Genomic DNA, 17,139 nt, shown 5'->3' with positions numbered 1-17,139 from the left:
GATGCTAGAAAGGAGAAACGGACCACGGTCCGCTTACCCCACTGCTACCCGGGAGTACCCCACATGTCCGTCCGCATCCTCGCGCTCGTCGGCAGCCTCCGCGCCGGCTCCCACAACCGTCAGCTCGCCGAGGTCGCCGTCAAGCACGCCCCGGCCGGTGTCGAGATCGAGCTCTACGAGGGCCTGGCCGAGATCCCGTTCTACAACGAGGACATCGACGTCGAGGGGACGCTGCCGGAGGCGGCGGCCCGTCTGCGCGCCGCCGCCGCCGAGGTCGACGCCCTCCTGCTCTTCTCGCCCGAGTACAACGGCACCATCCCGGCGGTGCTGAAGAACGCGATCGACTGGCTGTCCCGTCCGTACGGCCAGGGCGCGCTGACCGGCAAGGCGGTCGCGGTCGTGGGCACCTCCTACGGCCAGTACGGCGGCGTGTGGGCTCAGGACGAGGCCCGCAAGGCGGCCCGCATCGCCGGCGCCGCGGTGCTGGAGGACGTCAAGCTCTCCATTCCCGGCTCGGTCGTCCGCTTCGCGGACACCCACCCCATCGACGACGCCGAGGTGGTCGCCGGCCTGACCGAGGTCATCGAGCGCCTCAGCTCCACGGCCGCCGCCGCGGCCTGACGCCGGGCCCCGGCAGCGTCCGGCGGCGGCGCGAGGGATGTCCTCGCGCCGCCGCCGTGCTGTCGCCGGTCTTCCGAGTCGGGACGCGGAAGCCGCCGCACGTGCTGCTACAAAGGGATGAAACGCCCATGTCGTACGCACGGGAACGAGGTCCTGCGTGGAGTACGCCGTCTCCCTCGGCGCGGGTCTGGCCGTGGGTGTCATGTACGGGCTCCTGCGTGTCAGGACGCCCGCACCGCCGCTGGTCTGCCTGGTCGGCCTGGCCGGGATGCTGATCGGCTACGGGCTGCTGGACTCCTTCGCATGAGGGCCCTGGCCAGGAGCGGCGCCGTGTCCTTCGCGGTGGGATTCCTCGCGGGTGTCCTCTACTGGCTGATGGGCGTCCACTCGCCGGCCCCGCCGTGGATCTCCCTCGTCGGCCTGCTGGGCATCCTCGTCGGCGAGTACGCCGTCCGGACGCTGCTCGACCGGCGCCGCCGCCGCGGCACCCCTACGACGGCGGCCTGAACGGCGGCTCCGCGTCGGGCCGCAGCCACGTCGACAGCGCCCACCACCAGTGCAGCGCGGGCATCGGGCCGGGGCTGCCCGCGGAGGCGGGATCCGCCGGGGAGCCGCCCGTGATCTGCCGCAGCCGCGCGAGCCGGTAGCGGACGGTGTTGGGGTGGGTGAACAGGGCTGCCGCGGCCTGGTCCAGCCGTCGGCCGTGGTCGAGGAACGCCAGCGCCGTGAGGGCGAGTTGCCGGTGGAAGTCGTCCGCCGGGTCGAGGGCCCCGAGCAGCCGGCCGCTCAGGTAGGCGCCCAGCACCGGCTGCTCCGCCAGGGCGGTCTCGCCCGCGAGGTCGGTGAGATCGAGCAGGCCGTGGCGCCCGCCGCGCGCGCCGACGCGCAGTGCCCGCAGGCAGAGGTGGTAGGCCGCACCCGCCCCGGCCAGCGGAACGGCGGGGGAGACCACGGCGAGCGGCGGCACGCCGCCCGCGACCGTACCCGCGACCGCGTCCTGCGGGCGGCACGGCAGCAGACCCACGAGCCGCCCCTCCACCACCGCGGCGATCCCGCGCCCCGGCAGCCGCAGGGCTCCGGGGTCACGGGTGTCCGCGACGAGGCAGTGGTAGGCGCCGTCCGGCCGTAGTTCCGCCCCGGCCAGGTCCCGCGGGGCGGGCAGCACGCCGTTCACGAGCACCTGCCGCAGCAACCGGGCCCGGGCCGCGCCCCCGCCGGGCGCCGGCACGTCGCGCTCCGCCGCGCGGTAGCCGTTGATGACGTGGCGCTCGACCGCGTCGCCGTACTCCTTCAGCCGCAGGACCGCCGTCAGCAGCATCCGGTCGGGCACCCCGGCCGAGCGGCTGCGGTCGACGGTGATCTCCACCGCGCGGGTCAGCCCCGCCTGCACGCCGCGCAGCACGGAGGTCATGGGGACGCCCTGGGCCGCCCGGTCGGCGCCCAGCCCCAGCGCGGCGCCGAAGTCCTGCTCGTCCACCCGGTCGAGGGTGCCGAGCCATCCTCCGGCGGCGCGGACCATGGCGGTGACGTGCCGGCGGGTGTCGTGCTCGCCGAGCCGGGCCACGTCGGGGGAGTGCGCCCGCGCGGCGTGCACGAGTTCCCCGCGCACGTCCGCGTCGGCGGCCATGGCGCGCAGGATCCCGGCGACGGGCTCGCGCTGATCGGTGACGGTCAAGAGCCTCGCCCCTCTTCGTCCGAGCGCTGTGCGCGGGACACAACGCCGGTGCGGACGCGTTGACACCGGGCGACTACCGCACCGGCGCGACCTCCTGGTTACCTGTGAGCTACCGAAGGTAACAGCAAGGTCACCGGGACAACAGCCTTCGTGCGTTCCGCCCCTCCCCGCCATCCGGAAGGCCCCCCATGGACAGCACGGACAGCACGGACAGCACGGACCGATCGGCGCAGTCCCCCCTGCCCAGCCGCCGTCACCTGCTGACGGCGGCCGGCGCGGTCCTCGCCGGCGCGGCCGCCTTCTCGCAGGCAGGGCCCGCCTTCGCCGCCTCACCGGCGCAGGACGCCGACGTGATCGTCATCGGCCACGGCCTGGCCGGACTGGTCGCGACGGCCGAACTCGCCGACGCCGGGCGCAAGGTGCTGCTCCTGGACCAGGAGCCGGAGACCAACCTCGGCGGACAGGCCTTCTGGTCGTTCGGCGGCCTCTTCCTCGTCGACTCCCCCGAGCAGCGCCTGATGGGCGTCAGGGACTCCCACGACCTGGCGTGGCAGGACTGGCAGGGCGCGGCCGGTTTCGACCGCGGCGTCGGCGACCCCGCGGGCCAGGACCACTGGGCCTACAAGTGGGCCCAGGCGTACGTGGACTTCGCCGCCGGGGAGAAGCGCTCCTGGCTCTACGGGCTGGGCGTGCGGTGGTTCCCCGTCGTCGGCTGGGCCGAGCGCGGCGGCGGCCTCGCGGACGGCCACGGCAACTCGGTGCCGCGCTTCCACGTCACGTGGGGGACCGGCCCGGCCGTTGTCGAGCCCTTCGAGAAGAAGGTCCGCGCCGCCGTGGCCCGCGGCAAGGTCGCGTTCCGGTTCCGCCACCGCGTGGACGAGGTCGTGCGGACCGGCGGGGTCGTCACCGGGGTGCGCGGCGCGGTGCTGGAACCGAGCGACGCGCCCCGCGGGACGCGCAGTTCACGCACGGTCGTCGGCGATTTCGAGTTCCGCGCGCCGGTGGTCGTCGTCACCTCCGGCGGCATCGGCGCCAACCACGACCTCGTCCGGCAGAACTGGCCGGCGCGCCTCGGCGCCCCGCCCAGGAACATGATCTCCGGGGTCCCCGAGCACGTCGACGGGCGCATGCTCGCCATCACCGAGGCGGCGGGCGGACGCATCGTCAATCCCGACCGCATGTGGCACTACACCGAAGGGCTGCGGAACTACGCCCCGATCTGGGCCAAGCACGGCATCCGCATCCTGCCCGGCCCCTCGTCCCTGTGGTTCGACGCCACCGGCAAGCGTTTCTCCGCCCCTGACCTGCCGGGCTACGACACCCTGAGCACCCTCGCGGCGATCACCGGCGGCGGCCACGACTACTCGTGGTTCGTGACGACGCAGAAGATCCTCGCCAAGGAGTTCGCGCTCTCCGGCTCCGAGCAGAACCCGGACCTCACCAACAAGGACATCCCGCTCACCCTCTCCCGGCTCTGGCAGACCCCGGAGCCGATCGAACGGTTCAAGAAGAACGGTGCCGATTTCGTCGTCGCGTCCAATCTGGCCGACCTCGTGGCGGGCATGAACCGGCTGACCGGGGAGGGCCTGATCGACCTCGCCGACCTCAAGCGGCAGATCGAGGCCCGGGACCGGGAGATCGACCATCCCTACAGCAAGGACGTCCAGGTCATGGGCATCCGCAACGCCCTGTCCTACACGGGTGACTTCCTCAGCCGCACCGCCCAGATCCACCGGATCCTCGACCCGGGCGCGGGCCCGCTGATCGCCGTGCGCCTCAACATCCTGACCCGCAAGACCCTCGGCGGCCTGCAGACCGATCTGTCCGGCCGGGTCCTGGACGCCGGGGGCACTCCCGTGCCCGGCCTCTACGCGGCGGGCGAGGTCTCCGGTTTCGGCGGCGGGGGAGTCCACGGCTACCGCTCCCTGGAGGGCACGTTCCTCGGCGGCTGCCTCTTCTCCGGCCGTCAGGCGGGCCGTGCCGCGGCGGCCGCGACGGCGACCTGAGCGGCGCCGTTCCTCCGGTCAGCGGGACACGTCGGGGCGCGGGAGCAGCCGGGGGTCCAGGACGCGGTGCAGCCGGTGGGCGACCGGGCGGAAGCCGCGGGCCGGCCAGAAGACGGAGGAGTCCGGATTCGCGGCCCGCCAGTCGGTGACGCATACCCGGAATCCGCGGTCGGCGGCCTCGGCGAGGGCGTGCTCGGTGAGCCGGCGCCCGACCCCGCGGCCGCGGGCCTGCGGCGCGGTCGCCGCGAGGAGGAGTTCGACGCTGCCGCGGGGCTTGAGCGGCGAGGCCTCCTCCTCGGGGACCGGCCGCATCACGCAGAAGCCCCGTACCCCGTCGGGCCCTTCGGACAGCCAGTACGCGACGTCGGGGTCCTCCAGCAGTTCCAGGTGGCCGGGGCGCAGGTCCTCGTAGAAGGCCGCGTCGACGAACGCGAAGACCGGCGGCCCGGTGTGCGCGTCGGCGACGAGGCGGAACAGCGGCTCCAGTGCGTCGACGTCGGCCGGGCCCGCGGCCCGTACGTCGTCCTGCCGGAGCGCCCCGGCGGCCGGCAGGCCGGCCAGGGCGTGCACCTGCTCGTAGCCGAAGCAGAGCGACAGCCACAGCGGCAGGTCGGCACCGGTGGACACGGCGTAGTGGTGCAGCCGGCCCTCGGCGAGCCACGGTCCGGCCAGTTCGGTGTAGAGGCGCCGCAGCGTGCGGTCGTCCCGTCCCGCGCAGTGCTCCGGACCGCTCCACACATGCCGGCCGCGCGCGTCGTCCCCGGGGATCGCCAGCAGATATCCCGTGAGCTCGCCGTCCTCCTCGGCCACCGCGCCGCGCGCTCCCCGTTCCCAGGCGCCGCGCAGCAGTCCGGCGCAGTGCGCGGGGTCGCCGAGGCGGCCGTCGAGGGCGGGTTCGGCCGCCAGGTCGCGGCGGTACCGGGCCGCGAGGAGTCCGGCCGCTGGGTCGACGTCGACAGGGGAGAAGGCTCTGAGCGACGGGGTGGTCATGGCGGGACCCTACGCGCCACGCAACCCGTGTGCTGATCAATTTCGGACAAAGACTTGTCGCAGCCATGACAAAGTCCACCGCCCGATGCCACGCTGTGCCCGTCGCGCACAGCGTCGTGTCCTCCCCCCACCCCCGAACGCCCGTGTCCACCCGTCCGGGCCCCGTCCCCCCACACACGGACAGCGTCGTCCCCGATCTGCGAACCCGTCCCGCACCGGCCCACCCGGCCGGCGGGACCGCACGGCCACCGCCAGCCGCCCATCGCAGGAGGAGAATCCCCTTGTCCCTCTTACGCCCCAACTCCCGCCCCCGCCCCGGGAAGACCGCGGCACTCGCCCTGACGGCAGCCGCCGCGCTGCTCGCCACCGCCGTTCCCTCCGGCGCGGCGCTCGCCGCCGGCCACGGACGACAGGACACGAGGACCGCCGCCGCGCCCCGCCCCGGCGCGGCCCCGGCGCACCTCACCCCGTCCGCCCGCGCGTCCCTGATCCGCACCGCGACCGCCGGCACCGGTGCCACCGCGAAGGCGCTAGGACTCGGTCCGCAGGAGCGCCTGGTCGTCAAGGACGTCGTCAAGGACGCCGACGGCACCCTGCACACCCGCTACGAGCGCACCTACGCGGGCCTGCCCGTGCTCGGCGGAGACCTCGTCGTCCACCGCGACGGCGCCCGCCTCACGCAGTCCCGCGCCACCCGTGCCGCCGTGTCGCTGCCGGACACCCGGCCGGCGTCCACCGCCGCCGCGGCCGCGAAGAAGGCCGTCGCCGCCACGCCGTCCCGCGCCGGGAAGGCCCGGGCCGCCGGCACCCCGCGGCTCGTGGTCTGGGCGGCCACCGGGAAGCCCGCGCTGGCGTGGGAGACCGTGGTCGACGCCGTCCAGGCCGACGGCACGCCCAGCGAACTGCACGTCGTCACCGACGCCCGCACCGGCAAGGAGCTGTCCCGCCAGGAGGGCGTCAAGACCGGTACCGGCACCGGGGCGTTCGTCGGCACCGTCCCCCTGGGCACCACACCGTCCGGCAGCACCTATCAGCTCAAGGACGGCACGCGCGGCGGCCACTACACCACCGACCTCAACAACGGGACGTCCTCCGGCACCGGAACGCTCTTCACCGACGCCGACGACGTGTGGGGCGACGGCACCGTGGCCAACCGCCAGTCCGCGGGCGTGGACGCGCACTTCGGGGCCGCCGCCACCTGGGACTACTACAAGGACACCTTCGGCCGGAACGGCATCTACGACGACGGCGACGGCCGCTACAGCCGCACCCACTACGGCAGCAACTACGTCAACGCCTACTGGAGCGACAGCTGCCGCTGCATGACCTACGGCGACGGCTCGGGCAACACCCACCCGCTCACGGCGATCGACGTGGCCGGTCACGAGATGAGCCACGGCGTGACCAGCGCCACCGCCGGCCTCGACTACAGCGGTGAGTCCGGGGGCCTGAACGAGGCCACCTCCGACATCTTCGGTTCGATGGTGGAGTTCCACGCGAACCTCGCCGCCGACACCCCCGACTACCTCATCGGCGAAGAGATCGACATCAACGGCGACGGCACCCCGCTGCGCTACATGGACAAGCCCTCCAGGGACGGCGACTCCGCCGACTACTGGTCCTCCTCGCTGGGCGGCCTGGACGTCCACTACTCCTCCGGTCCGGCCAACCACTTCTTCTACCTGCTCGCCGAGGGCAGCGGTGCCAAGACGATCAACGGCGTGGCCTACGACAGCCCGACCTACGACGGCGTGCCCGTGCCCGGCATCGGCGCGTCCGGCGCCGCCGCGATCTGGTACCGCGCGCTGACCACGTACATGACCTCCACGACCGACTACGCCGGTGCCCGTACCGCCACCCTGCAGGCCGCCGCCGACCTGTTCGGCGCCTACAGTCCGACGTACGTCACCGTCGCGAACACCTGGGCCGCCATCAACGTCGGGCGGCGCATCGTCGACGGCATCGACCTCATCCCGCCGGGCGACCAGATCAGCGGTGTCGGGCAGGCGGTCTCCCTGCAGATCGAGGCGACGACCAGCAACGCCGGCGCCACGCTGGAGTACACCGCCACCGGCCTGCCCGACGGGCTGAGCCTCGACCCCGCCACCGGGCTGATCACCGGCACCCCGACGACCACCGGGACCGCCGGCGTCACCGTCACCGTGTCCGACAGCACGGGCGAGACGGCCTCCACCGGCTTCACCTGGACCGTCGCGTACGTCTACGGGAACAGCACCCGCGTCGACATCCCCGACGTGGGCCCCGCCGTCGAGTCCCCGATCACGGTCAGCGGACGCGGCGGCAACGCCTCCGCCGTCACCCAGGTGTACGTGAAGATCGTTCACACCTGGCGCGGTGACCTCACCGTCGACCTGGTCGGCCCCGGCGGCACCGTCCACTCGCTGCTCAACCGCAGTGGCGGCTCCGCCGACAACGTCGACCAGACCTTCACGGTGGACGCCTCCGCCGAGCCGGTCGACGGCACCTGGAAGTTGCGGGTGCGCGACCTGGCGTCGCTCGACACCGGCTACATCGAGAAGTGGACCCTCACGCCGTAGCCGCCCCCTGCGACCGCCGGCGGGCCGGGCACACCTGCCCCGGCCCGCCGGACGGTCCGCCTCCCCGCCGAAATCCTGTTGCGGGAGGCCCCCGCCCAAGGACACCATCCCCAGGTGCCGACGACATCCCCACCTGACGGCCGCGCCGGGATCGACGCCCCGCTGGTGCGGCGGCTGGTGAGCGCCCAGTTCCCGCGGTGGCGGGACCTGCCCGTGACCCCCGTCGAGAAGGACGGCTGGGACAACCGCACCTACCGCCTCGGCGACGCCATGACGGTCCGGCTGCCGACCGGCGCCGGCTACGTCCCCGCCGTCGCCAAGGAACACACGTGGCTGCCCCGGCTCGCGCCCCGCCTGCCCGTCCCGGTCCCGCCGGTGCTGGCGATGGGCGTCCCGGGCGAGGGATACCCCTACCCGTGGTCCGTGCGCGGCTGGCTGCCAGGACAGACCGCCGACCGCGGGCACCTCGACGACCTGCCCCGATTCGCCGTCTCCGTGGCCGGGTTCCTCCACGCCCTGCGGCGCTGCGACGCGTCCGGTGGACCCCTCGCCGGCGAGCACAGCTGGTACCGGGGCGCGTCGCCCGCCCACTACGACGACGAGACCCGCCGCTGCCTCGCCGTCCTCGGCGGCCGCGTGGACACCGCCCGCGCCACCGCCGTCTGGGACGCCGCCCTCGCCGCGCGGTGGGAGGGCGAACCCGTCTGGTTCCACGGGGACATCGCCTCCGGGAACCTCCTCGTGGCCGACGGCGACCTCGCGGCCGTCATCGACTTCGGCACCTGCGGCGTCGGGGACCCGGCCTGCGACCTGGTCATCACCTGGACCTTCTTCTCCGGCGCCGGCCGCGAGGCGTTCCGCCGCGCCGTCGCCCTGGACGACGCCACCTGGGCCCGGGCCCGCGGCTGGGCGCTGTGGAAGGCGCTGCTGGTCCTCACCGGTGTCATCGACGACGACCCGGCGCGGGCCGGCGTCCAACAGCGCGTGATCCAGGACGTCCTGGACGACCACGACCGCCACGCCTAGCCGGGGCGTGTCTCCCCGGGAGGCGTTGGTCCGCGGCGCGGTCGTCCGGACGTGCCAAGCGGCACGTCCGCATCACGCCGACGCGGCAACCACCGGTGTCAGATCACTCCCGCCAGCTCGCCCCGCAGCCACTCCGCCTCAGCGTCGCGCTCGACAGCCTGGGCGAGCAGCGTGCGCAGGACGAGCACGACGTGCGCGACGCCCATGACCGCGAGGGCGGCCCCGCACAGCAGCAGGACCATGCCCGGGGGGACCGCTTCGCCCGGCGCCAGCAGGACCGCGAGCGCGAAGACCAGCAGGGCGGCCGCCACGACGGCGCCGAACACGACGTGCACGTACCGGAACGCGGCGGGGGAGAACACGGTCCCGCGCCGCACCATCGTCACCAGGCGCCACACGCAGACCAGGACCACCTGGACCGCCACGAAGCCCAGAACCACGATCGTGAGGAACGGGACGCGCAGGTACACGAGGTCCGCGTCGAGCCCCCTCATGTCGATCGCCAGCAGCGGCACCATCACGGCCTGCACGAGCACCGAGCCGGCGAGCAGCGCCGCGAGCAGGGCGCGCAACGTGATCACTGTCAGCTTTCCCATCACCCCTCCATCCATCGAGCAACGATGGAAAGCTATCGAGATACGATAGGTCTGGCAAGGTGGGCGGTCACGGCCGCTGCCGGGCACCGCATGGTGCGGCGGCCGTGCGCAGCCGAGCCGCGTCCTGCCCGGGCGGGGAACCGGACGGGCGGCGGTACCCGCGGCCGAACCGGGGCCCGGACCCTTCGGGCCGCCCGTTCCGGCGACGTCTTGGGCGTCGGCCATCGGGTCGGGTGCGGCAGTCCCACGGCACCTCCTCAGGGAACCACCGCCGGCCGTACTGCCCGATCCCCGCGAGGTCGGCAGGATCGGGCAAGAGCCCGCCTCTATCGGCCTACCGGCCGGGACCCGGGCCGCGCTTCGATGGTCAGGACCGATCCACCGGCCTTCTCGACACCCACGGGAGCATGTCCATGCCGCTCGACCACTACGTCACCCTCGGCCGCTCTGGGCTGCGGGTCAGCCCGTTCGCCCTCGGCGCGATGACCTTCGGGGAGGATCCCGGCGGCGCGGGGTGCAGCGTCGAGGAGTCCGAGAAGATCCTCGCGACCTACCTCGACCTGGGCGGGAACTTCATCGACACCGCCAACTTCTACACCAACGGCCATTCCGAGAGCATCCTCGGCGACTTCTTCGCCGCGCGCCCCGGGCGGCGCGAACACGTGGTGCTGGCGTCCAAGTTCTTCACCAACCTGCACCCTGGGGACCCCAACGGCGGTGGCGCCGGCCGCAGGTCGGTGATCGCCCAGCTCGACGAGACCCTGCGCCGGCTGCGGACCGACCGGATCGACCTGTACTGGCTGCACAACTGGGACCGGAACACGCCGATCGAGGAGACGATGCGCACGCTCGACGACCTGGTCCGGGCCGGCAAGATCCGCTACATCGGATTCTCCAACACGCCCGCCTGGGTCACCGCCCAGGCGCAGACGGCCGCGCTGTTCAAGGGATGGACCCCGCTGATCGCGCTGCAGGTCGAGTACTCGCTGCTGGCCCGCACCGTCGAGGGCGAGATCGCACCGCTCGCGCTCGACCAGGGCATGGCGCTGGTGCCCTGGAGCCCGCTGAGGAACGGCTTCCTGTCCGGCAAGTACCGGCGCGGCACGCGCACCGCCGACTCGGCCCGCACGTCTTTTGTCGGCGAGCCGACCGACGAGGACTTCGTGGTCATCGACGCGGTCACCGAGATCGCGGACGAGCTCGGGACCACCGCCGCGGCCGTCTCGCTCGCCTGGCTGCGCGCCCGCGAGGGCACCGTGGTTCCCATCGTCGGCGCCCGTCGCCTGGAGCACCTGGAAGGCAACCTCGCGGGTCTGGAGGTCGACCTCACCCCCGGGCACCTGCGGCGGCTGGACGAGGTGTCGGCCCCGGTCCTGGACTACCCGGCGCCGCTGCACGGCGCGCTGCGGGCGATGCTGCAGTTCGGCGGCACCACCGTGGACGGCGAGACGTCCGCGGTGTACCCGCCGCTGCTGCAGAGCGACGTCCGCTACTGAGGCCGTCGCTGACGCTTCGTCAGTCCTCGCGCTCCGACGCGCTGCGCTCGACGCAGAACTCGTTGCCCTCCGGGTCGGCGAGGACCACCCAGCCCGTGCCGTCCGGGTTCCTGCGGTCGTCGACCAGCGCGGCGCCGAGGGCGAGCAGCCGCTCGACCTCCTCGTCCCGGGTGCGGTCCTGCGGCTGCACGTCCAGGTGCACCCGGTTCTTGACGGTCTTCGGCTCCGGCACGGTGATGAAGAGCAGCCCGGGCCCCTCGGTCTGCACCAGCGCCATCGGATCCCCGGGCTCGTCCTCCTCGTGCAGCGGACGGTCCAGGACCAGGGACCAGAAGGTCGCCAGCCGGTGGGCGTCGGCGCAGTCGATCGTCACGTGGCGTATCGCGGAGGTCATACGGCGAGTCTTGTCGATCACGCCCGGCGACCGCAACCGGGGCGGCCCCGGGCGCCCGCGTCAGTCCGCCCGGCCCGTGGCCGCGACGGTGACGCCGAGACCGATCATCGCGAGGCCGCCCGCGCCGCCGAGCACGGACAGGCGGCGCTCGGACCGCCCGAGCCAGGCGCGGGCGGCGGAGGCGGTGAGGCCCCAGCAGGTGTCGGTGACCAGGCCGATGCCGATGGGGACCAGACCGAGCAGCAGCATCTGGCCGGGCAGGTGGCCGGCCGCGGGGTCGACGAACTGGGGGAGGACGGCGGCGAAGAAGACGATGCCCTTGGGGTTGGTGACGCCGACGGTGAAGCCGTCGGCCACCGTTCGCAGGTCCCCGCGCGCCGGGGCATCGGCCGCGGTGTCCGCCCTGCCGACCGCCATCTCCCCGCGGTGCCGGAAGGCGCGCACCCCGAGGTGCACCAGGTAGGCGGCGCCCGCCAGTTTGACCGCCAGGAAGAGCGGCAGGGACCGCTCGAACAGCGAGCCGAGGCCCAGCGCGACGGCCACCACGAGCAGGTAGGACCCCAGGAAGTTCCCCAGGACCGAGGCCATCGCGGTGCGGCGGCCGTGCGCGAGCGCCCTGCCGATGACGAAGAGCACGCTGGGTCCCGGGATCACGATGACGATCAGGGACATGGCCGCGAACGCGAGCAGCCGGTCGGTGGACACCAATTCCCTCACCTCCGCGCGGGCCATTGAAGCAGCATCGGGACCCGCGAGGTCAGCGGTCGTACCGCACCTGCGCCACCCCGTGCGGGACCGGTTGAGCGGCGTCGGCGGAGTCCGTCGCGGGCAGGGGAGCCCCCGAGAACAGCGCTTCCCTGCGATGCTCTTGCGGTCGGCGGTCGGCGGTCGGCGCCCAGATGGAGGCAAGAGTGAACGTTCCTGACATGTCGCGCGGTGCGCGTCTCGCCGCCCACAGCGCTGTCTCCGCGTCCCTGGCCGGGTGCGACGATCGCGTCCTGCGCGGGCTCGTGGACTCGGCCGTGCCGGTCGGCTCCGGTATCGGAGGGACGTCGGCCCTGCTGGAGGTCGAGGGGACCCCGGTCTTCGTGAAGCGGGTGCCCCTCACCGACCTGGAGAGGCAACCCGAGCATCTCCGGTCCACGGCGAACCTGTTCGAGGTGCCCGTCTTCTGTCAGTACGGCATCGGCCGGCACGGCATCGGCGGTCCGGGCTTCGGGGCGTGGAGAGAACTCGCCGTGCAAGCCATGACGACGCACTGGGTGCTCGCGGGGGACCACGAGGGCTTTCCCCTGATGCACCACTGGCGGGTGCTGCCCGACTCGCAGCCCCTGCCCGATGAACTGGCCGATGTCGAACGGGCTGTTGCCTTCTGGGGCGGTGCACCGCAAGTACGCGACCGGATCCGGGCTCTTCAGCGGTCCTCGGCGAGCGTCGTGCTGTTCCTGGAGTACATCCCGCAGAACCTGCACCAGTGGTTGGGCACCCAGGTCGAAGGAGGGGACGACATCGCCAACAGGGCCTGCGCCATGGTGGTGAGGGAACTGGCGGCCGGCACCGCGTTCATGAACAGCCGCGGACTCCTGCACTTCGACGCGCACTTCGAGAACATCCTGACCGACGGACAACGCCTCTACTACGCCGACTACGGCCTCGCCATGTCCTCCGCGTTCGAGCTGTCGCGCGACGAGGGCGAGTTCTTCGACCGCCATCAGGACTACGACCGCTGTTACTCCGCCATGTACCTGGTGAACTGGCTGGTCACCGCCCTGTGCGGGTATCGGAGGGAGGACCGGGAGGGCCGCCTCGCCCAGGTGCGTGCCTACGCGGACGGCGAGCGCCCCGCAGGAGTCCCGGACGAGGCCGCGGCGATCCTCACCCGGTACGCGCCGATCGCCGCGGTGATGTCGGAGTTCCAGAGCAGCCTCCTGCGCGGGCGCGCACAGACCCCGTACCCGCTGGAGGAAATCCGCCGGATCGGCGGCATCGCGTAGGAGCGGCGCACCGTCATGAAGCACTGCGACCGGTCGATCGCTTCCGACTGCCGCCGGCGCACCTGCGACCGTGCTTGCCCGGTGCCGTGGGCGCCGCAGTACTCTGGGGGCCCGGGGCGTCAGGCTCCGGACTTCGTGATCAGGGAGGGAACGATGAGCGCCGAAGCCCACTCCCAGGTCCCGCGGCCTTCGCGTGACGACGACGCCGAGGCCGCCGTGGACGCCGCGCTGCGCGTGGCCCGTTTCGGCAGGCTGCCCGAGCGTGTCCCGTTGGAGAAGACCGTCGAGAGCCGTCCCGCCGCGGCCCCGCACGATCCCGGTTTCGGCCGGAACCCGGACACGGACTGGCTCATCCGCTACTGCGCGTGACCGGTCGATCCCGCCGCCCGGCCGGCCGCCGGCCCGTCGGGCTCAGACGACGATGAGGTCCCAGGCCGTCATCGCGTCCGCCAGCCGCAGGTGGGGCCCCGCTTCCGCCGTGCGCCCCAGGCGCTCCAGGGAGCGGCCCAGCAGCAGGTGCGCGTGCGGGTCGTTCGGCTCGGTGCGCAGAATGTGCCGGAGTTCCTTCTCCGCCTTGGTGAACTGGGCGGAGTAGTAGTAGGAGCGCGCCAGGAGCATGCGAACCGCCAGGTTGCGGGGCGCCACGTCGACGATGCCGCTCAGTGTCCTCGCGGCCGCCCTGTAGTGCTGGCCGTTGAAGTAGAGCGTCGCTCGTTTGAACGTCTCCGCGGTCGAGCTGTTCATGCGGGGCACCTTTCCGTGTCCTCGTCCACGCTGTCGTGACAGCGCCCCTCCGGCTGGTGGGTCATCGGTCCCGCGACCGACGGGGGTGCCAACCGTCCGGAGTGTCCGTTTGTTCCGTCCTCGGACGGGATCTGCGCACCTGGCAGGTGACGCGCGTCACGCGGCGGAGGCCGGGCACACGGCGGGGCCCGGCCTCCCACCCGTGCGGTCAGCGGGCCGCGGAAAGGCCGGGGTAGAGGTTCGCGAGGTCGCCGGAGAGCGCGGCGCGCGCGGCACGGCTCTTGTCGTCGGCCACCACCTCCAGGGCGCGGGCCTCGATGCCGTCGAGGGCGAGCGCGGCCACCTCGGCGGGGTCGACCTTGTCCGACCCGGGCACGTAGTCGGCCATGTCGGTGTCCATGTAGCCCACGTGCACGGCGATGACGTCGATGCCGGAAGGCGCCAGCTCCTGCCGCGTCACGTTGGTCATGGCCCACTCGGCGGCCTTGGCGGCGCTGTAGCCCCCGTAGTTCGGGTAGTGCGCCCAGCTGAGGACCGACAGCATGTTGAGTACGGCCCCGCCGCCGTTCGCGGTGATCACCGGGGCGAAGGCCCTGGTCATGCTCAGGGAACCGAAGAAGTGGGTCTCCATCTCGGTGCGGATGTCGGCCATGTCTCCGGCCACGAGGCCCGCGTGCAGGCTGACGCCCGCGTTGTTGATGAGCAGCGTCGCGTCCGGAGCGGACTCGGCCGCCCGTGCCACGGACCGGGGGTCCGTGATGTCCACTTCGAGCGGCACGACTCCGGGCAGGTCGACCGACGACGGGTTGCGCGCGCCGGCGTAGACCTTCGCCGCGCCGCGCTCCAGCAGCTGGGCGGCGAAATGCCTGCCCAGGCCGCGGTTCGCGCCGGTCACGACAGCCACTGCGTTCCTGATGTCCATGGATCTCTCGTTTCGGGAGGAAGCTGAGTAGGCATGTCCAACGTAGAGGCCTGAATACGAATGTGCAACTCAGCGGTATGCTGGGGCCATGACTCCCGCCAAGACCACGCGGAAGGACCGCGAAACCGAAGAGACGTGCTCGATCGCCCGTGCCCTGGAAGTGGTGGGGGACAGGTGGACGCTGCTGATCCTCCGCGACGCGGCGCTGGCGGAGGCCACCCGCTTCGCCGACTTCCGGGACCGCCTGGGCATCGCCCCCGACGTCCTCGCGGTGCGCCTGGGCACGCTGGTGGAGGAGGGCGTCATGGAGAAGCGGCCCTACCGGGAGCCCGGCGCGCGCACGCGCTTCAGCTACCACCTGACGCCGGGCGGCGAGCAGCTGCTGCTGGTGCTGGCCGCGCTCCAGCAGTGGGGTGACGAAAATCGCCCGCCCTCCGTCGGGCCGACGATCCTGCGGCGCTCCGCGACCGGGGACCGCGTGGTGCGCGTGGCGTTCGTCGACGACGACGGCGCCGTCGTCCCGGCCGATGACGTGCGGTTCCTGGCGGCGCCCGTGCCGCAGCGCTGACAGCGGCCCGCCTCGTTGCCGGTCGGCGTTGCGGCGGCTAGGTCTCGATCTTCGCGAAGAGCAGATTGAGTCCCTCCGTCATGGTGGGGTGCGTGATGATCATGTCCCGGAGCGCCGTGTACGGCAGGCCCGCGGCCATCGCGGTGTGCACGGTCGCCAGCGTCTCGCCGGCCTCGGGGGAGAGCAGCGCGACGCCCAGGATGCGCCCGGTGGCGTTGTCCACGACGCCCTTCCAGACCCCGTCCGTCTCGCGCATGGTGCGGGCCCGCGGGATCGCCGCGACCGGCAGCCGGGCGACGCCCACGTCGTGCCCCGCCGCCCTCGCCTCGTGCTCGGTCAGGCCGATCCGCGCGAAGTCGAGGCTGAGGAAGGTGGTGTGCGGGATCAGCCGGTCCCGGGTCGACCGGGAGCCGCCCGCGAGGTTCGCCTTGAGGATCCGGTAGTCGTCGAGCGAGATGTGCGTGTACTGCGGGCTCCCGGCGACGTCCCCGGCCGCCCAGGTGTGCGGAGCGTCCGTCGCCAGGTGCTCGTCGACGACGACGAAGCCCGCCGCGTCCGTCCGCACCCCCGCCGCGTCGAGGGCCAGGTCCGCGGTGACCGGGTCGCGGCCGACGGCCACGAGTACGTCGTCGCCGCCGACCTCGGTGCCGTCGGAGAGCGCCACGGTGACGCGGCCGTCGTCGCCGCGGCGGACCGAGGCGACGGAGCGGGAGAAGAGGATCTCGACGCCGTCCGCGGTCAGCAGTTCCGTCACGGCGAGCGCGATGTCCTCGTCCTCACCGGGCAGCAGGCGCGGGCCGCGGACCAGGAGGGTGACCCTGCTGCCGAAGGTCGCGAACATGTCCGCGAACTCCAGGCCCACCGTGCCGCCGCCGATCACGACGAGGTGCGCGGGCAGCCGCTCCAGGCGCAGCAGGGTCTCGCTCGTCAGCGCCCCCGCCTCCACGAGCCCGGGAATGCCGGGGACGTGGGGCACGGTCCCGGTGTTGATCACGGTGTCCGCACCCCGCAGCACCCGCGTGCCGCCGTCGTCCGGCGCGACCTCGACGGTGCGCTCGGCGACGAAACGGGCCCTGCCGAGCACGAAGTCCATCCCGGAGTCCAGGAACTGCCGGTGGTTGAGGGAGACCATGCCGTCGACGACGCCGTTCTTGTGCTCGCGCAGCGACTCCGCGCTCACCACGGGCGCTTCCGCGATCAACCCGAGCTGCCGGGCCCGCGTGAGGACACGCCGGGCGCGGGCGGAGGCCACCAGGGACTTGGTCGGGATGCAGGCCACGTTGATGCACGTGCCGCCGATCATGCCGCGCTCCACCATCGCGACCCGCTGCCCGGCACGCGCCCGGTCCATGGCGAGCGTCTTGCCGGCCTTGCCGCCGCCGACCACCAGCAGGTCGACGTCCTCCGGTGTCCGATCCATCACGGGCCTCCCGCTGCCGCCCCGCATCGCGGGCGCGTGCGGCGCTCGCCGACCATTTCCCTGTCTCCCACGGTAGGCGGCCCCTGCCGGATCGGCGCGCCGGTCGCGGACCGACCGCCGCGGGAGGCC

18 protein-coding genes are annotated in these 17,139 nt (G+C 73.1%); 10 read left to right on the top strand and 8 right to left on the bottom strand.

What is annotated here, in order from left to right:
* Window positions 1-63: 63 nt before the first annotated feature.
* The 3 genes from PV364_RS10680 to PV364_RS10670 all read left to right on the top strand — a co-directional run bounded on the left by PV364_RS10680 (window position 64) and on the right by PV364_RS10670 (window position 1,128).
* Window positions 64-621 (top strand): NAD(P)H-dependent oxidoreductase, encoded by a 558-nt coding sequence (locus tag PV364_RS10680; protein ID WP_319659553.1) that lies wholly within the window; start codon window positions 64-66, stop codon window positions 619-621.
* Window positions 622-778: 157 nt separating this feature from the next.
* Entirely contained in the window at window positions 779-928 is a 150-nt protein-coding gene (locus PV364_RS10675; RefSeq protein WP_319659552.1) for a DUF1427 family protein, read from the top strand.
* Window positions 925-1,128, top strand: coding sequence for a DUF1427 family protein (locus PV364_RS10670; protein WP_319659551.1), 204 nt, complete (start codon window positions 925-927; stop codon window positions 1,126-1,128). Before PV364_RS10675 ends, PV364_RS10670 begins: the two co-directional genes overlap by 4 nt.
* Here the strand turns inward: PV364_RS10670 and PV364_RS10665 are convergent.
* A complete protein-coding gene (locus tag PV364_RS10665) occupies window positions 1,112-2,296 on the bottom strand; it encodes a helix-turn-helix domain-containing protein (RefSeq protein ID WP_319659550.1) in 1,185 nt (394 codons plus the stop codon). The two genes, PV364_RS10670 and PV364_RS10665, sit on opposite strands and share 17 nt — an antisense overlap.
* 188 nt (window positions 2,297-2,484) lie before the next feature.
* Between PV364_RS10665 and PV364_RS10660 the strand changes: the two genes are divergently transcribed.
* Complete coding sequence (locus PV364_RS10660) at window positions 2,485-4,302, top strand: FAD-binding dehydrogenase (RefSeq protein WP_319659549.1); 1,818 nt, start codon at window positions 2,485-2,487, stop codon at window positions 4,300-4,302.
* Window positions 4,303-4,320: 18 nt separating this feature from the next.
* Here the strand turns inward: PV364_RS10660 and PV364_RS10655 are convergent, their stop codons facing one another.
* Window positions 4,321-5,292, bottom strand: coding sequence for a GNAT family N-acetyltransferase (locus PV364_RS10655; protein ID WP_319659548.1), 972 nt, complete (start codon window positions 5,290-5,292; stop codon window positions 4,321-4,323).
* A 281-nt stretch (window positions 5,293-5,573) separates the two neighbouring features.
* On the opposite strand from PV364_RS10655, the gene PV364_RS10650 reads away from it, so the two are divergent.
* Both PV364_RS10650 and PV364_RS10645 read left to right on the top strand, forming a co-directional pair.
* Window positions 5,574-7,850, top strand: coding sequence for a M4 family metallopeptidase (locus PV364_RS10650; RefSeq protein ID WP_319659547.1), 2,277 nt, complete (start codon window positions 5,574-5,576; stop codon window positions 7,848-7,850).
* A gap of 114 nt (window positions 7,851-7,964) precedes the next feature.
* Window positions 7,965-8,876 carry an aminoglycoside phosphotransferase family protein gene (locus tag PV364_RS10645; protein ID WP_319659546.1) on the top strand — a complete coding sequence of 304 codons (912 nt, stop codon included), beginning with the start codon at window positions 7,965-7,967 and terminating at the stop codon, window positions 8,874-8,876.
* 98 nt (window positions 8,877-8,974) lie between these two features.
* On the opposite strand, the gene PV364_RS10640 is transcribed toward PV364_RS10645, so the two are convergent.
* Window positions 8,975-9,472, bottom strand: a complete 498-nt coding sequence (locus tag PV364_RS10640) for a DUF2975 domain-containing protein (RefSeq protein WP_319659545.1) — start codon at window positions 9,470-9,472, stop codon at window positions 8,975-8,977.
* A gap of 407 nt (window positions 9,473-9,879) precedes the next feature.
* Here PV364_RS10640 and PV364_RS10635 point away from each other — a divergent pair, with 407 nt between their 5' ends.
* Window positions 9,880-10,968, top strand: coding sequence for an aldo/keto reductase (locus tag PV364_RS10635; RefSeq protein WP_319659544.1), 1,089 nt, complete (start codon window positions 9,880-9,882; stop codon window positions 10,966-10,968).
* A 19-nt stretch (window positions 10,969-10,987) separates the two neighbouring features.
* Here PV364_RS10635 and PV364_RS10630 read toward each other — a convergent pair whose 3' ends face one another.
* Together PV364_RS10630 and PV364_RS10625 are read right to left on the bottom strand one after the other, a co-directional pair.
* On the bottom strand, window positions 10,988-11,362 hold the full coding sequence (locus tag PV364_RS10630) for a VOC family protein (RefSeq protein ID WP_319659543.1): 375 nt from the start codon (window positions 11,360-11,362) through the stop codon (window positions 10,988-10,990).
* Between the two features lie 60 nt (window positions 11,363-11,422).
* Window positions 11,423-12,070, bottom strand: a complete 648-nt coding sequence (locus PV364_RS10625) for a LysE family translocator (protein WP_319659668.1) — start codon at window positions 12,068-12,070, stop codon at window positions 11,423-11,425.
* A 218-nt stretch (window positions 12,071-12,288) separates the two neighbouring features.
* Here PV364_RS10625 and PV364_RS10620 point away from each other — a divergent pair, with 218 nt between their 5' ends.
* Entirely contained in the window at window positions 12,289-13,356 is a 1,068-nt protein-coding gene (locus PV364_RS10620) for a protein kinase family protein (RefSeq protein ID WP_319659667.1), read from the top strand.
* A 153-nt stretch (window positions 13,357-13,509) separates the two neighbouring features.
* Window positions 13,510-13,725, top strand: a complete 216-nt coding sequence (locus PV364_RS10615; protein WP_319659542.1) for a hypothetical protein — start codon at window positions 13,510-13,512, stop codon at window positions 13,723-13,725.
* A gap of 42 nt (window positions 13,726-13,767) precedes the next feature.
* Here PV364_RS10615 and PV364_RS10610 read toward each other — a convergent pair whose 3' ends face one another.
* Both PV364_RS10610 and PV364_RS10605 read right to left on the bottom strand, forming a co-directional pair.
* Window positions 13,768-14,100: a tetratricopeptide repeat protein gene (locus PV364_RS10610; protein WP_319659541.1), complete on the bottom strand. Its 333-nt coding sequence runs from the start codon at window positions 14,098-14,100 to the stop codon at window positions 13,768-13,770.
* Between the two features lie 208 nt (window positions 14,101-14,308).
* Window positions 14,309-15,022 (bottom strand): SDR family oxidoreductase, encoded by a 714-nt coding sequence (locus PV364_RS10605; RefSeq protein WP_319659540.1) that lies wholly within the window; start codon window positions 15,020-15,022, stop codon window positions 14,309-14,311.
* A gap of 88 nt (window positions 15,023-15,110) precedes the next feature.
* Here PV364_RS10605 and PV364_RS10600 point away from each other — a divergent pair, with 88 nt between their 5' ends.
* Window positions 15,111-15,590 (top strand): helix-turn-helix domain-containing protein, encoded by a 480-nt coding sequence (locus PV364_RS10600; protein WP_319659539.1) that lies wholly within the window; start codon window positions 15,111-15,113, stop codon window positions 15,588-15,590.
* Between the two features lie 37 nt (window positions 15,591-15,627).
* On the opposite strand, the gene PV364_RS10595 is transcribed toward PV364_RS10600, so the two are convergent.
* Window positions 15,628-17,010, bottom strand: a complete 1,383-nt coding sequence (locus PV364_RS10595; RefSeq protein WP_319659538.1) for a dihydrolipoyl dehydrogenase family protein — start codon at window positions 17,008-17,010, stop codon at window positions 15,628-15,630.
* Window positions 17,011-17,139 lie beyond the last annotated feature (129 nt).

The sequence above is a fragment of the Streptomyces sp. MI02-7b genome, assembly GCF_033793585.1.
In the GTDB taxonomy this organism is placed as follows: Bacteria; Actinomycetota; Actinomycetes; order Streptomycetales; family Streptomycetaceae; genus Actinacidiphila.
Note: the sequence above shows the minus strand (reverse complement) of the source record. Positions and strands in the feature narration are given on the sequence as shown.